Source organism: Lactiplantibacillus fabifermentans DSM 21115, from assembly GCF_000498955.2.
GTDB classification, from domain to species: Bacteria; Bacillota; Bacilli; order Lactobacillales; family Lactobacillaceae; genus Lactiplantibacillus; species Lactiplantibacillus fabifermentans.
The window spans coordinates 1-13,281 of sequence record NZ_AYGX02000132.1; the positions used below are offsets into that span (position 1 = coordinate 1).

Annotated in this window: 14 protein-coding genes and 1 other RNA gene; 12 read left to right on the plus strand and 3 right to left on the minus strand. The window is 44.7% G+C overall.

Features of this window, described 5'->3' with window-relative positions; genetic code table 11:
* The first annotated feature begins 298 nt into the window (after positions 1–298).
* Both DY78_RS11105 and DY78_RS11110 read left to right on the plus strand, forming a co-directional pair.
* Complete coding sequence (locus DY78_RS11105; protein ID WP_024623690.1) at positions 299–529, plus strand: hypothetical protein; 231 nt, start codon at positions 299–301, stop codon at positions 527–529.
* Between the two features lie 9 nt (positions 530–538).
* Positions 539–757, plus strand: a complete 219-nt coding sequence (locus DY78_RS11110; protein WP_024623689.1) for a hypothetical protein — start codon at positions 539–541, stop codon at positions 755–757.
* Positions 758–809: 52 nt separating this feature from the next.
* Here the strand turns inward: DY78_RS11110 and DY78_RS11115 are convergent, their stop codons facing one another.
* Positions 810–1,274, minus strand: coding sequence for an Lrp/AsnC family transcriptional regulator (locus DY78_RS11115; RefSeq protein ID WP_024623688.1), 465 nt, complete (start codon positions 1,272–1,274; stop codon positions 810–812).
* Positions 1,275–1,441: 167 nt separating this feature from the next.
* Here DY78_RS11115 and DY78_RS11120 point away from each other — a divergent pair, with 167 nt between their 5' ends.
* The 6 genes from DY78_RS11120 (at position 1,442) to DY78_RS11140 (ending at position 7,568) form a co-directional block, all read left to right on the plus strand.
* Entirely contained in the window at positions 1,442–2,335 is an 894-nt protein-coding gene (locus DY78_RS11120) for a C40 family peptidase (protein WP_024623687.1), read from the plus strand.
* 16 nt (positions 2,336–2,351) lie between these two features.
* Positions 2,352–3,227 carry an alpha/beta hydrolase gene (locus DY78_RS11125; RefSeq protein WP_024623686.1) on the plus strand — a complete coding sequence of 292 codons (876 nt, stop codon included), beginning with the start codon at positions 2,352–2,354 and terminating at the stop codon, positions 3,225–3,227.
* A gap of 671 nt (positions 3,228–3,898) precedes the next feature.
* Entirely contained in the window at positions 3,899–4,063 is a 165-nt protein-coding gene (locus tag DY78_RS16180) for a hypothetical protein (RefSeq protein WP_156093471.1), read from the plus strand.
* 57 nt (positions 4,064–4,120) lie between these two features.
* A complete protein-coding gene (locus DY78_RS11130; protein ID WP_024623685.1) occupies positions 4,121–4,888 on the plus strand; it encodes an NUDIX hydrolase in 768 nt (255 codons plus the stop codon).
* A gap of 105 nt (positions 4,889–4,993) precedes the next feature.
* On the plus strand, positions 4,994–6,166 hold the full coding sequence (locus tag DY78_RS11135) for an MFS transporter (protein ID WP_024623684.1): 1,173 nt from the start codon (positions 4,994–4,996) through the stop codon (positions 6,164–6,166).
* 214 nt (positions 6,167–6,380) lie between these two features.
* Positions 6,381–7,568, plus strand: coding sequence for a hypothetical protein (locus DY78_RS11140; protein WP_024623683.1), 1,188 nt, complete (start codon positions 6,381–6,383; stop codon positions 7,566–7,568).
* Between the two features lie 50 nt (positions 7,569–7,618).
* Here DY78_RS11140 and DY78_RS11145 read toward each other — a convergent pair whose 3' ends face one another.
* Entirely contained in the window at positions 7,619–8,947 is a 1,329-nt protein-coding gene (locus DY78_RS11145; protein WP_024623682.1) for an MATE family efflux transporter, read from the minus strand.
* A 369-nt stretch (positions 8,948–9,316) separates the two neighbouring features.
* Between DY78_RS11145 and DY78_RS11150 the strand changes: the two genes are divergently transcribed.
* A complete protein-coding gene (locus DY78_RS11150) occupies positions 9,317–9,628 on the plus strand; it encodes a hypothetical protein (RefSeq protein ID WP_024623681.1) in 312 nt (103 codons plus the stop codon).
* A gap of 36 nt (positions 9,629–9,664) precedes the next feature.
* Here DY78_RS11150 and DY78_RS11155 read toward each other — a convergent pair whose 3' ends face one another.
* Positions 9,665–10,543, minus strand: coding sequence for a DMT family transporter (locus tag DY78_RS11155; protein WP_024623680.1), 879 nt, complete (start codon positions 10,541–10,543; stop codon positions 9,665–9,667).
* A gap of 297 nt (positions 10,544–10,840) precedes the next feature.
* Between DY78_RS11155 and DY78_RS11160 the strand changes: the two genes are divergently transcribed.
* The 3 genes from DY78_RS11160 (at position 10,841) to DY78_RS11165 (ending at position 13,248) form a co-directional block, all read left to right on the plus strand.
* Positions 10,841–11,407 carry an ECF transporter S component gene (locus DY78_RS11160; protein WP_024623679.1) on the plus strand — a complete coding sequence of 189 codons (567 nt, stop codon included), beginning with the start codon at positions 10,841–10,843 and terminating at the stop codon, positions 11,405–11,407.
* 60 nt (positions 11,408–11,467) lie between these two features.
* Positions 11,468–11,838: a transfer-messenger RNA gene (gene ssrA, locus DY78_RS15825) on the plus strand.
* 630 nt (positions 11,839–12,468) lie between these two features.
* Positions 12,469–13,248, plus strand: coding sequence for a hypothetical protein (locus tag DY78_RS11165; RefSeq protein WP_156404124.1), 780 nt, complete (start codon positions 12,469–12,471; stop codon positions 13,246–13,248).
* Positions 13,249–13,281 lie beyond the last annotated feature (33 nt).

Below are 13,281 nucleotides of genomic sequence, written 5' to 3' on the forward strand. Positions count from 1 at the left end.
GGTTATGCTGAACAATTTGTCCAAAAATTCGGATTAAATTTGCAATCTACCATATCAGTTAAATAATTATGTGCAGAGGTCATCAATTTGATGATCTCTTTTTTTGTTATTTGAGTAAAGAATTCGGTCATCTCGTAACGAATGTACGGCATACCAGCATGTGGGGACGCCGATCTTTTGGGTATTTACAACATCGCAACAAACTCTTAACCAGAACTTGATAGTTAACCGACGCAAAATTCGCGAAAATGGAAGCGTTCAGTAAATCAGTCAGCTTTTTTCAAAAGGGGTTAATCAAATGGTACACGGTATGTTTTACGCCGTCTTGTTACTCGTTTTCCTAGTGAGTTTAGTGGCGCAGTGGCTATTCCGCGAATACTTTGAGTTCTCGTTGTGTTTATATTCAGTTGAAATTTTATTTATCGGCGTTTTAAGTTGGTATGGATTTGGTAGTTTAGTTTTCTTACCATTAGTAGGACTATGGTTAGCTGGAACCGGAATTATTTTTATGATGCATCGCTTAGCATAGGAGGCCAAAATGAAAGTTCAATATTATTTAGCGAGCTTCGGCATGCTGGTTGGCGCCGTCTTATTTTTCATCAGTGCTTGTACCATGCGACTTTTTGGCAGTTTGAGTTTATGGGGATTCTTGATTGGCGTTATCATGATGATTGGTTTTGCCATTCGGATTGAAGCGCTTAAAGCGAAATATCAATTATATACGTATGAAGATCTGCAACATGTTTTAAAGTGGTAGGTGAAAAAAGAACGTTCCACAGCAATTTCATTGCCGGAACGTTCTTTTTTGTTTAACCATCAATTTGATCAGCGTCGTTATCATCAGGTAAAGCTAAGCCGCGGTTGGCGACACTAGTAGAGAAAACAATTTGGGTACTCGTCTTACCAAAAGTTTGGAGCTGATTGACGAATTCATCTAAGGCTTGCGTGGATTCGAAAATGACTTTTAAAATCTGTGAATATTCACCAGTGACACAGTCGCATTCGAGAATATTAGGAATTCGCGCGACAAACGGGTAAAAGCGTTCCTTTTGGGTCGGTTCTAATTGTAATTGAATATACGCTTTAATATGGTAGTTCAGTTTTTCATAATTTAAGTTAGCTTGATAATCACGGATGACGCCGCTCTTCTTGAGTCGTGAAATGCGCGCAGAGATAGCTGGTGACGAGATGAAACACTGGTCAGCCAGAGCTTTTAGTGAAATTCGAGCGTCCGTTTGTAAGGCGTTCAGAATTTTAATATCAGTTTTATCCATAGCAAAAAACGCCTCCCTAAGTAATTATTAGTATCATAGCATACTTTCACAGCATATTTTAATTTTAACCCGAATTTTGTGAAGAAAGGTTAACGACTTAACTGCCGTTCATAATTATCTTTAGAAAAGGGGTATGATAAAATTAATGAAAAATGGGGGTGAACTGTATGCAAACAGCACGTGTCCAGGCGGCCGTGGCGACCGTCTGGCGACAACCAAAGCTTCGTTCAATTGATAATGGTGCGTTGGCCAATGATGGCTTAGCGGCTTGGACTGGTCAGATGAGTGATGCCGATACACTCGGTTTAGAAAAAGATAACTTATTGGTGACCCAAGCATTGTTTAATGACCCTGTCTTAGTTGACCGAGTCGTCGATGGTTGGGCGTACAGCTATGTGATTTCACAGACGGATGCCCGTCATCCTAAAGGTTATCCTGGTTGGATTTGGGCACCGCAATTATCGATGACTGAACTGCCCGTGCAGACGGGACCGACTGTTACGGTGCGCCAACCATTCACGCCGTTGTTACGGCCGGATGGTAGTACGTTGTTACAACTGAGCTTAGGGACGGAATTAGCCGTCGTTTCAAGCGCCGACCGACTTTATGATCTGGTACAGACGCCGTTAGGGATTGGTAAGGTTGCCAAACGGGCGACGCAATTCAGTTTTGCGACCAAAGATATTTCCCGCGGTCAGACGTTAGTTCAATTAGGCACAACGTTATTGGACTTACGGTATTTATGGGGTGGCACGAGTGCGTATGGTTATGACTGTTCTGGGTTTATGTACGGTCTGCACCGGTGTATCGGGGTCACGCTAGCTCGCGACGTCAGTGAACAAGTCACCCAAGGGACAACCGTGGCGTTAGCGGACGCGCAACCGGGTGATTTGTGTTTCTTTGCCCATAATCATGGACAAGGGGCATTACATCATGTCGCGATGGTCGCCAGTGAGGGCTGGTTATTACATGCCCCGACGCCTGGCAAGCATATTACGTATTTACAATTATCGGCAACTTATTTGCAAGATGAATTAGTGACGATTAAACGAAATTGGTAGAATGAGGCGAACAAGTTTGCGGAAGTTAAAAGTATTAAAGTGGGTCATATTAGGGTTGATTATGGTAATCGGGTTGAGCGGGTGTCGCGCAACCAGTACTAAAAAGTCGGCAACCGCTAGCAGCGCGAGTGCCAAAAAAGCGCAGTCACCATATATTACGAGTTCTATCCCAACGTTTTATGTGCACGGGTATCAAGGTAGTGCCAAGTCAACGAATACGCTGATCAAGCATGCTGAAAAAACGGCCCACGCGCATAAAGTCATTGTGGCGACGGTCAGCACGAGTGGGCAGGTCACCTTGGATGGAACTTGGAAGAAAGGGACTCGGAATCCAATTATTCAGGTGGTTTTCAAGAATAATTTAGCAGAATATGACCAACAAAGTGCTTGGTTAGCTAAGGTGATTACCGCGGTCCAACAGCAACAACATTTCAGTAAGTACAATATTGTGGCCCATTCAGCTGGGTGTGTGGCCAGTGTCAATATGTTGATGACCAAACAGGCCAGTGGTTTTCCAAGTATCAACAAGTTAGTCACGATTGCCGGACCATTTGATGGGGTCATCTCAGAAGATGATGTTGCCAATCAAAACTCATTTTTAAAGAGTGGTGAACCGAAGTATTTGCACGCGGCGTATGAATTACTAGCGGCCAAACGGGCGAACTTCCCCGATGGCGTCCATCAATTGAACATCGTTGGCAACTTAGACGACGGGTCCAATTCCGACAGCTTAGTGTCCAACGTTTCCGCCCGGTCAATCAAGTATCTCTTGCGCGGACATGATGTGCACTATACCGAAAAAGATTTCCACGGTAAAAATGCGCAACATAGTAAGTTGCATGAAAATGCGAAGGTCGCTTTAGCGGTGGATAAGTATTTGTGGCATCGTTAATTGCGTGGAACTTTCCGGTATGACCGCGTTTCAAAGCGGAAGACCAGCTGCCACGATTAGTAAAAAACGAGCTAGCATATAAAAATTAAAAAGAGGCCTGATGAAATTTTTAGTTCATCAGGCCTCTTTTTTTGTCGAAACGTGTGCCAACAGGCAGTTTGTTCCGCTTAACCCAGGATAGGCAACCAGGCCCAAAGTCCGGGCATAATTGCCAATCCCATGTTAATGCTCGCAAACTAACCGCCTTTGGTCACACGCTGTCATCTAAATAATGAATAAAAAGTATGCTAACCGAACTAGGTGGAAGAGGGCATAAGCGGCTAATAAATAAACTGCTGAAATACCGCTATATGCCAAGTATTTATAATTGCGCATAATGCTGACCCCCTTAACTTATCTAGTTACAGTGTAAACGGTCTTAGTGAAAATGGCAACGCTTTCATTGCCGGAATAATCATAAAGTTTAAGAATCGTATAATCGCGAGACCTTCCAATAGCTATCGGGTGGGGAATATGCTAAAGTTAATAATTGGTTCGGGGACCTCACCAACCGAACTTAAAGTAATATCTCAGATTTTGTAAAAATTAATTTTAGTATCATGTACTTGCCCCAGTATCAATACACAAAATTATTTCCAAATTTCCTGAGCATTAGGAAAGGACGTTATAAAATGCGCGTAACGATTAATAAAGGTCAAGAGGTCTATCAAAATATTCCGCTAATGACCGCCCGCCAACGCTATATCAAAGCGGATGTGTGGGAAATCAAAAAGGCAATTATCGAGAAGTCAGCCATTAATGGTTGGACGGTCGAAGCCTTACAACAAATGAATTAAAAAATAATGTAGGCCACGACGCGACTTGTCGTGGCCTTTTTGTGGGAAGTGAACGGTATGCCAACACCTGAAATTGTTAATCGACCATTAATCAGTATTACGAATGTCATCTGGAGCTTTGATCCCGTCACCCATCAATTATTAGTTTTGTTATTACAACGAGACAGTGCCCCATTTGAAGCCACGTGGGGGTTACCAACTACGTATTTACGGCCGGATGAAAGTGCCGATGCTGCGGCGTTACGGCTCGTACGCGAGAAACTGGGCGTAACGTTATCGAGCTTTCATACCGAACAACTCGCCACCTTTACGAATCCGAAGCGCGGCCTAGGTGAACGCGAACTCGCGTTAACTTATATGGTTTACTTGCCAGTCAAACCAGATTTGGTCGCTGGTTATGGTGCTAAGGCGGTGCAATGGTTTGCCGTGACGCCGGCCGGGGATCATGATGATTTAGTCGCAGCGGACTTACATTTTCAAGTTTTACCTGATAAAGTCAGTGAACCAACCTATTATGAAAATCAAGCTCGGTTCGTGACTCCCAAAGGGTTAACTGCTGATCACACGTTGATCTTACGAACCGCGCTACAACGCGTGCGCAACCGGCTTGATTATGCCCCGACGATTTTACTCGTCTGTGGCCACCAATTTACCTTGAAACAAGCGCGGGAAATTTATGCCATTTTATTGCGGAAACCACTACAAAGTATTGATAATTCAAACTTTCGGAAAACCCACGGGCATTTATTTGAAGAGATTGGGACCGCGCATCAGTCCAGTTCTGGTCGGCCAGCCAAATTATACCGGTTGAAAAACCAGTCTTGACACCCCTAGTTGGCCGGTGTTATTCTGGTGTCAACCTTTAAAGGTATAAAATACCTAAATTTTGTTTTGTTAAATATTTAGGACAATCACGGGGGATTGCAGACGATGGAAACTAAGGGCAACAAGCTCTTATTGTTGATTGGGACAGCTTGGTTGTTTGATGCGTTAGACGTGGCGTTATTGTCATTTATTATGCCAGTGATTAAGGAAAGCTGGCACTTGTCAGCTGGACAGATGGGGGCCGTCAGTGCGGTTACCTCGCTGGGGATGATGATTGGGGCGTTAGGCTGTGGTTATTTAGCCGATAAGTGGGGTCGTAAACCGGTCCTCATTATGACGTTATTACTATTTTCACTAGGTAACTTAGCGTTGACGGTGACGCCCAATGTCGAGACGTTCTTACTCGTCCGGTTAATTACGGGGATTGGTCTGGGTGGTGAACTGCCAGTGGCCGCCACCATTATTGCGGACCACTTCACGGGCACCAAACGAGCGCGGATGCTCGTATTGGTCGATAGTTTTTGGGCATTTGGCTGGATTTTAGCATCCGTCTTGTCATTTGTCGTCATGCCGAAGTTCGGCTGGCGTATCACCGTTTTGATTACGGCATTTATGGGCTTATATACGTTGATTATGCGACGACATTTACCGGAAAAAGCACCGGTCGAACAAACAACTAGACTCGGATTTTGGCCGGCGTTGAAGCAAGTGTGGTCGACCAAGTACCGCCGAGCGACAGTTTGCTTGAGTATTTTGTGGTTTGTCATCATGTTTGCGTATTACGGCATGTTTTTATGGCTACCAAGTGTGCTCGTGATGCGGGGGTTTTCGATGGTCCATAGCTTTGGCTATACGGTCTTGATGAGTATTGCCCAATTGCCTGGCTACTATTTAGCGGCCTGGTTAATTGGTAAGTTACCACGTAAAGTTGTCTTAGCGACTTATTTAATCGGAACGATGCTGAGTGCATGGGCGTTTGGCACGGCAACAACCGAAACGATTATTTTAATTAGTGGCGCCTGGTTATCATTCTTCACGCTCGGTGCTTGGGGCATTATGATTGCCTTTACGCCGGGGCAGTTTGAAGTCGCCGCCCGCGGAATGGGGATGGGCTTTGCCCAGTCGATTGGCCGCATTGGGGCCACGATTGGTCCATACTTAGTCGGGGCCTTGATTGGTATTGGGTTTAAGATTCCCGCCATCTTTATGGTTTTTGTCGGGGCCTTGATTTTAGGGGTAGTCGTCTTATTATTTGGATTACACGATGAGGATCGTTAGTTAAAATTAGGCATAATGTTAAATCGGCGGTTTGTGAAAGGTCAACTTTCATAAGCCGCCGATTTTTTAGTGCTCGTTTTAGCCGCGACGTAAAAATTAGGCAAATCCATTTTCAGTTAATAAAAATTTACCGGCACTTTCTCACAATAATGTTAGACCGGTCCCCGACAATCGCTGGGAACTAATGGTATGCTATTGACACGGAGGTGTTGAGATGGGGCTTTTGCTCACGATTCTCGGTGGTTTGTTAGTGATTGGCTTAGGCTATTTAGGGTGGCGGTTACGCCAACAACAACGCGCAATCATTGACTTTCAACTGACGTATCACAAAACAATGACGCCGGCACAGATTCAACATAGTCGGCGTTTTTTCTTTAAAACTGAAATCAAAAAATCAGCTGGCTATCGGCGGCTGAATCTCGGGGTGCAAGTTGGCCGCTGGGGGAGTTATGCGTTTATCGTGGCGATTTTAGCGCAACAGTTTGGTATCCTTGATGCAGATGATATGGCGGTAATGGCAACCTTGCTGTGGTTAGGATTGTTCGCAACTTTGACTTTGCGTAATGGGTGTCAATGGTGGTTAAATCGCCAATTGTATGCCAGCGTGGCCGTGGCGGATACGCCGGCACATGTTGATCTAATGATGACGCCGCAATCGTTAACGCAAGCCTTTTTGCATTATCAAATTTGGGGGATTGGGACGTTGGGGACGTTACTGGTTGTGTTAGCCATTGCTAGTGGGACGGCCGTTTTACCAGCAGATTATTTCGCTAACGGCTTTAACGGTTTCTTGTTCCAATCGGCAACCCGGTCAACCACGACGTACATGCGCAGTTCGACGACTAGTTCTGAATCAGCGACGACTGCTGACAACGACACCACGACCGACAATGAAACTAATGGTACGGATGCGACGAGTGACAGTAGTAGTGCGCCGAAGAGTAAAGCAGAAAAGGCCTACGACAGTGCCGCCTATGTGCGTTCGTTACCAGTTAAGACGAAGAACTATCTGAATACGCAAGACCGTGTCGGCATGATTTCAATGTACTATTTAGCGCTGAATCATTATCCGGCTAATGGCATTTCCAACAATCCCGGCACCAAATATGCTTTTCATATCATTAAGAATATGAAGCCGCTGACGATTGTCGTGACTTCATCGGGTTACAACGATAAAAAGTTTCTCTATTTAACCCAGATTGACGACCAAGAGCGTGTGCGCATTTTTAAATTTAAAAATCAAACACCTACGGCCTTAAATGGCTTAGTGCCGGAATATACTGAATATCCCAATTCCCAAGTGAAGATGGGGCAATTGATTAACGGTTATTATTCGGAAGAAGATGGCCCGTATCATCGCACGATGTGGGCGATGGAACCAGGGACCCTTTGGACGAAATAAAAGAACCAGCCAACCTGCGTTACTTAAGCGCCGGTTGGCTGGTTCTTTGGTTATTCCACGAGTAATGGTTTGAATTTAAATTGGTAAAAGCCAACGCCAATCACAAAGGTAATTAGGTCGGATATTGGTTGTGACCAGACAACGCCTAAGTAACCGAAGGCCGCATTCATCGCAATAATCACGATGAAGAACACGACACCTTGGCGTGAAATCGACATGATTAATGCGCCGAGGGCTTGACCGGTCGATTGAAAGACGGTCGTATACACTAAGATGACGCCAATAAAGGGCGTGGTGCTCAGCAAACTACGTAATAATAAGCTGCCAGCTTGGACGATGGTGGGTTGTGCCATGAACCAACTTACGATCGTTGGAGCAAAAATCATTAAAATAACCGCGAGCACTAACGCCAAACCGGCTTCGACAAACATATCAAAGTCAATCGTTTTCCGTAATCGCTGGAAATTCTTAGCACCAAAGTTATAGCCAATCATGGGTTGGACCCCAAAAGCAAAGCCGACAATCAATAACATCACAATCATATAAATCTTGCTGGCAATCCCAAAAGCGGCGACTTGGGTGGCCCCGTAATGGGCTAAATAGTTATTTAAAAGCGCCGTGCCGAAACTCTGCATCAAGTTGGTGATTGATGCCGGAATCCCGATAATTAAGATGCTTTTGATCAGGGCGCCGCCTAAACGATGTTCCGACCATTGGATGCTGTTGACTTCGCAACGCTGGCGCACGAAGTAAATCAAAATTATATCGGTTAGCGCGTAACCAATCACAGTTGCACAAGCTGCACCGGCTGCGCCAAGATGCATCGGAAAAATGAAAATCGGGTCCAAAATAATGGTCACGACAGTCCCGGCAACTGTGGCAATCATGGACTGTTTGGCTAAGCCCTCGGTACGAATCATATTGCTGGGGACGAGTGAAAAGATGATGAAGGTGGCCCCTAGCGCCATAATGCGATAAAACTGGGCGGCATAGCGATAAGTTTCGGTAGTGGCGCCGAATAAGTGCAAAATTGGTTGTTCAAAAATCAATAATAACGCGGTGACGATTAAACCGGTCGCAATCGCGCTATAGGCCCCAAAACTACTGACGTGGCGACTAGTTTTGGTATCTTGCTGTCCGAGTAGCCGCGACATTAAGGCACTGCCGCCGAGGCCAAAAATATCGCCAACCGCTAGCATGAATGAAAATAGCGGCGTACACAACGCAACGCCAGCAACTAGTGCCGTATTTTGGGTCTGTGACACAAAAAAGGTGTCAGCTAGATTATAAATCATACTAGCTAACATCCCGAAGACTACTGGCAGAGCCAGTTGAAAATAAGCCTGATGAATCGGCTTTTTGACGAATAATTCTTCCATTAATAAAACCCTCCGAACCATGGCCATGTCAACATGGCGTTATTACTAATTTACCGTAAATTTGAAAAACTGACAAACCTTGGTGGAATAGTTAAGCGGCGTGAAGGAAATCATGATTACGTTTATTTAATATTTAAAACTTATCATAGTACAAATATAATTTTTATCGTAAAAATCATTGCGGGGCTTAACTAAGTGGTCGTGAAAATTGAGTTATCACCTAATCAGTCGCGGGTCGATTGAAAATAATATTTTTGATAAAAATTCTAAAAACGTTGATTTAACAGCATTTATCGAAGTGCATTAGGTTGATTAACCCGCCGTTTGCCCCTATGATTATCCTGATAAAATAATCAGGAGGTAAGTCTTATGGTGAAAGCAGCGTTGCAAATAAACCAACAAAATCATGCTCGCTTGCAAGCTCAATTAATGCTAACGAGTAGCCAGCCCGCCATTCGCAAAAATGTTGTTTTGCAGCGATTAATCGTGCGTGCCGGTCACCGCTTGCAGCAGGGGCATGATACTGGGGTCGTTGCGCGCCAAATTGCCGTGGATCTGGGATACTATTTATTTTGCCACAACTACCAAATGCCGCGGGCCGCGTATGACTTGTTAGCGGTCGTCCAAACGATTGATGCGTCGCAGCCTAAAACGGCGAGTATCATCCCAATTTCTCGCTAAAAAAGCACCAGCCGTTAAGACTGGTGCTCAAATGGATTAATGACTGAAGTGAACTTGGACGATGATGGCACCACCGATGAGTCCGGTACCCACGATAAAGCCCCAAGTTAAGGGTTCGCCGAGCAATCCCCAGCTTAACAAACTGCCGACGACGGGTTGCCATAAAAAGAATAACCCGGAACTGCTAGCATTCAAACGCTGAAGACCTTGATTCCACATCACAAAGGCTAATGCCGTTGAAATTAAGCCCAGATACAGCAAGCTACCGGCGACTGTGGGAGTTGTAAATGGAATGGTAGTCAATAATTTAGGCCGGACCGCCATGACCGGCGTCAAAGTAATGCATGCCACGGCGGTTGCAATCGTGGTGACTTGTAACGGTGGATAAGTGGCGGTTGCCCGTTTGACGAGCACCGACATCAACGCCCAAGTTAAGGCCGCAACGATTAAACAACCCGCACCTAGTAAAGTATGGTCGCCGGTCAATTGTAAGCCGACAATTAGCATGACACCGCTCGTCGCCATGACCACGGCGACAATTTTAGCCCAATCGAGCCGTTCTTTTAGCAGCCAGTGGGCAAACAATAACATGAATGTCGGGGTCGCTGAAGTGACAACGGCGCCCAGTTGGGCCGTCGTCAACCACGTGCCGGTTTCCTGGGCCACGATTGACAAGGTGTTGCCGATTAAGCCTATTCCGATTAGTAACCACCAATCGTGTTTAGGAATGTGCCAGTTTAACGGTTGGCGCCAGCAGAAAAGGCCCAAGGCGATGAGTGCCACGGCGTAACGTAACCAGACTAGCGCAATCGGGGTAATCAGACTGACAACGACCTTAACAACGACAAACATGCCGCCCCAAATACTAGCGGCGAGGCTGAGTAGGACGATGCCGATTAATTTATTTCGATTCAAGATAGAGGTGCCTCCGCAAATTAGATTTTTAATTTAAAAAATCATCAGCGGGGTTAACCGCTGACTAGCGGTTAGCAGGCACATCACATTCACATAAAGGTGCGTAGAGCATATCAAAGGCCTCCTTGCGATAAAATTAATGTTTTCTAATTATAGAACTTTTCATTTTGAAAATAAAGTTCAGGTGATAAACGGCGTGGCAGCGGGGAAAAGTCATGGTATTAAAGTTCAAGCTATGTTACCCTTGCATTAAAATGAAATGACAATTTGTCAGTGACGATTGAGGAGCGATGAACAATGGGTAGTAATCAACGGTTACGAAAGTTGATTTTTGCGGCGCTATTTGCCGCGATTATATTTGTGGGGATTAGTGTGCTACGAATTCCATTACCAGCCGTGGTTGGCCGACCATTTATTCATTTTGGCAATATTTTAACGGTCATTGCGGTGTTACTACTAGGTTTTGGTTATGGTGGGGCCGCCGGGGCGATTGGCCTCGGCATGTTTGATATTTTAAATGGTTACGCTGCCACATCATGGCTAACGGTTATTGAAGCGTTGATCTTAGCAGCCATGACCGAGGTCACTTTTAAAGCGGTGCATGGTGATCAACGGCCAAGTTTGGGTAAGCTATATGCGGTATCATTGGTGGCCGGATTAACGAAGATTGTCACGTCTTGGTGTACCGGGGTCATTGAAGCGATGATGGTGGGGACGACCCTAAAAGTGGCCATGATTGGGTCATTTGCAAGCCTGTTATCCGCGACGATTAATTCGGTAGCGTGCTTTATTTTAGTACCACTCATTTATATGTTATTAGTGAAGATTGGTTTTAGTCGCCAACGTTTCAATCAATTAGGGTAATTACCAAACACATTGGTTGGCAGAACGGCGCGGCTATGCTAAACTTAGTATGTTGAATTTGGGGATGTTCTGGATTCGACAGGTATAGTTTGAGTTCGGATTGCGTTTCGTGGCTGCACCACGTAAAACATGCTCAGTTTAAATTATAACTGCAAAAAATAATAACAATTCTTACGCTTTAGCTGCCTAATAAGCGCTTAACGTAGATCCTCCTAAGATCGTCCATGTCTTAGATCTGGGTCCTAAATTTAGTGGACTTACGCTCAAGGCTTCCACCTGTAGTTGCGAGAAGAGATTAATCAGGTTAGCCATTGCTGGGTGCCCTGACATACGGCGTTTGTAATGGCGAAATTCAAATAGTATGCATATGAGCGTAGATATCCGGAGGGCAATATGCTTGGACGCGAGTTCGACTCTCGCCATCTCCATTAATCCCAAAATCCGAACATGTATAAAAAATACCGCTATAGCGGTATTTTTTTTTGCCATAAAAGTGCTAAAAATATGCACGTAAAAAGACGTGGTTGAGTTTAGAGCCAGTGGGTATCGCAGTTAAGTTGAATTTTCTAAGTTATTGAGAAGGATTAAAATAAACTGACACCGTGAAATGGGCGCTGAGCGATTGCTGAGCGCCTTTTTGGAACGGCTCAAAACTTGCAATGTGCACTGGTGCCGAGGCAAAAAAATATTTATCACACGTTTACCGGTAGTGTATTATTGTGGGAAATTAATCGTCAATGCGAGATAACCGCTTGCGGGCACTTCCTAGCCATTTTAATAACAATAACCAATCAACTAATTACTTAAACGGTTAATGATTTAAAATTAATCGGCATATAATCTTAGACATATTATCGATTGATTTTATGATAAATCGGGTATAATGTTCAAGCAGGTAGATATATGTTCAATTTGTGTCAATTGAAGCCGGCCATCGCAGTTTGAGGTTTAGACGCTGGTGACTAGCAATCACTGACGTTCGCGGACTTTTACTTAGCAAGCAAGTTAGGACGGTTACGGGGGAAGTTTTGCCGCTAATATTGGCGGAGATGATAATAATTATGAAGAGATTAATCAAACTTTTACTTATAGTCAGTGGTGTGCTGATGGGGTTGCCGCTAATTGGACAAGCCGCGACCCAGCCGTTTCCGGATGCTTCAGTCGGCAACTACGCGTTTGGCGTGGGTTCGTATTATAACGCCTTTGCGGCTGGTAAATTAACGATTAATAGTAGCCCGATTGATACATTAGAGGGGCGTTATGCGGCCAATCAAATTGTGGAATCCACGAGCGGGGTCTACAACGATGGCAAGGTTTGGAATAAGTTGACAAACTTGTCACCAGTCTACGTTGCTAATGAGGTTCCGTATGACAGTAGTGACAGTACGTTGGCGGCCCAAGGACAAAATTTGTTTGCCGTCTTAAATACGGCTAATAAGTTGCCGGATGCCGATAAAGTGGTGGTAAATAATTTACGGGATCAGGCTGATAACGAGTGGACTGCCAGTGAAAAAACGCAGAACGCGGTTTTGATTAATCATTTGGCTGCGGAAAATGTCGGCGATGTCCAGTACTTCAAAGATAATGTGGCCTCCATGGAGGCGGATTATCAGCAACAGACTGGTAAATCAATTTCACTCGATCCCACCAAAGTTGATGCGAGTGATTATTTTACCGCGGCGGCCGCTCAAATTAAAAGTATCTCCGCGTATTATGCGAGCTTTAACGACGACAGTAGTGTCATTAAGAACGATGAAGTGGATTCAGTGGCGATAGATAGTTCACTTAATGAAGATAATCCCGAGGTCACCGTTAACTTAAAGGGTAGATTGCAAATTTAATCCGAATTTTTGGACAAATTGTTCAGCATAACC

Coding starts and splice junctions, on each gene's coding strand:
- DY78_RS11160 (WP_024623679.1), top strand. CDS start 10,841: ATGGGTAGTAATCAACGGTTACGAAAGTTGATTTTTGCGGCGCTATTT.
- DY78_RS11115 (WP_024623688.1), bottom strand. CDS start 1,274: ATGGATAAAACTGATATTAAAATTCTGAACGCCTTACAAACGGACGCT.
- DY78_RS11120 (WP_024623687.1), top strand. CDS start 1,442: ATGCAAACAGCACGTGTCCAGGCGGCCGTGGCGACCGTCTGGCGACAA.
- DY78_RS11110 (WP_024623689.1), top strand. CDS start 539: ATGAAAGTTCAATATTATTTAGCGAGCTTCGGCATGCTGGTTGGCGCC.
- DY78_RS11130 (WP_024623685.1), top strand. CDS start 4,121: ATGCCAACACCTGAAATTGTTAATCGACCATTAATCAGTATTACGAAT.
- DY78_RS11140 (WP_024623683.1), top strand. CDS start 6,381: ATGGGGCTTTTGCTCACGATTCTCGGTGGTTTGTTAGTGATTGGCTTA.
- DY78_RS16180 (WP_156093471.1), top strand. CDS start 3,899: ATGCGCGTAACGATTAATAAAGGTCAAGAGGTCTATCAAAATATTCCG.
- DY78_RS11150 (WP_024623681.1), top strand. CDS start 9,317: ATGGTGAAAGCAGCGTTGCAAATAAACCAACAAAATCATGCTCGCTTG.
- DY78_RS11165 (WP_156404124.1), top strand. CDS start 12,469: ATGAAGAGATTAATCAAACTTTTACTTATAGTCAGTGGTGTGCTGATG.
- DY78_RS11105 (WP_024623690.1), top strand. CDS start 299: ATGGTACACGGTATGTTTTACGCCGTCTTGTTACTCGTTTTCCTAGTG.
- DY78_RS11145 (WP_024623682.1), bottom strand. CDS start 8,947: ATGGAAGAATTATTCGTCAAAAAGCCGATTCATCAGGCTTATTTTCAA.
- DY78_RS11135 (WP_024623684.1), top strand. CDS start 4,994: ATGGAAACTAAGGGCAACAAGCTCTTATTGTTGATTGGGACAGCTTGG.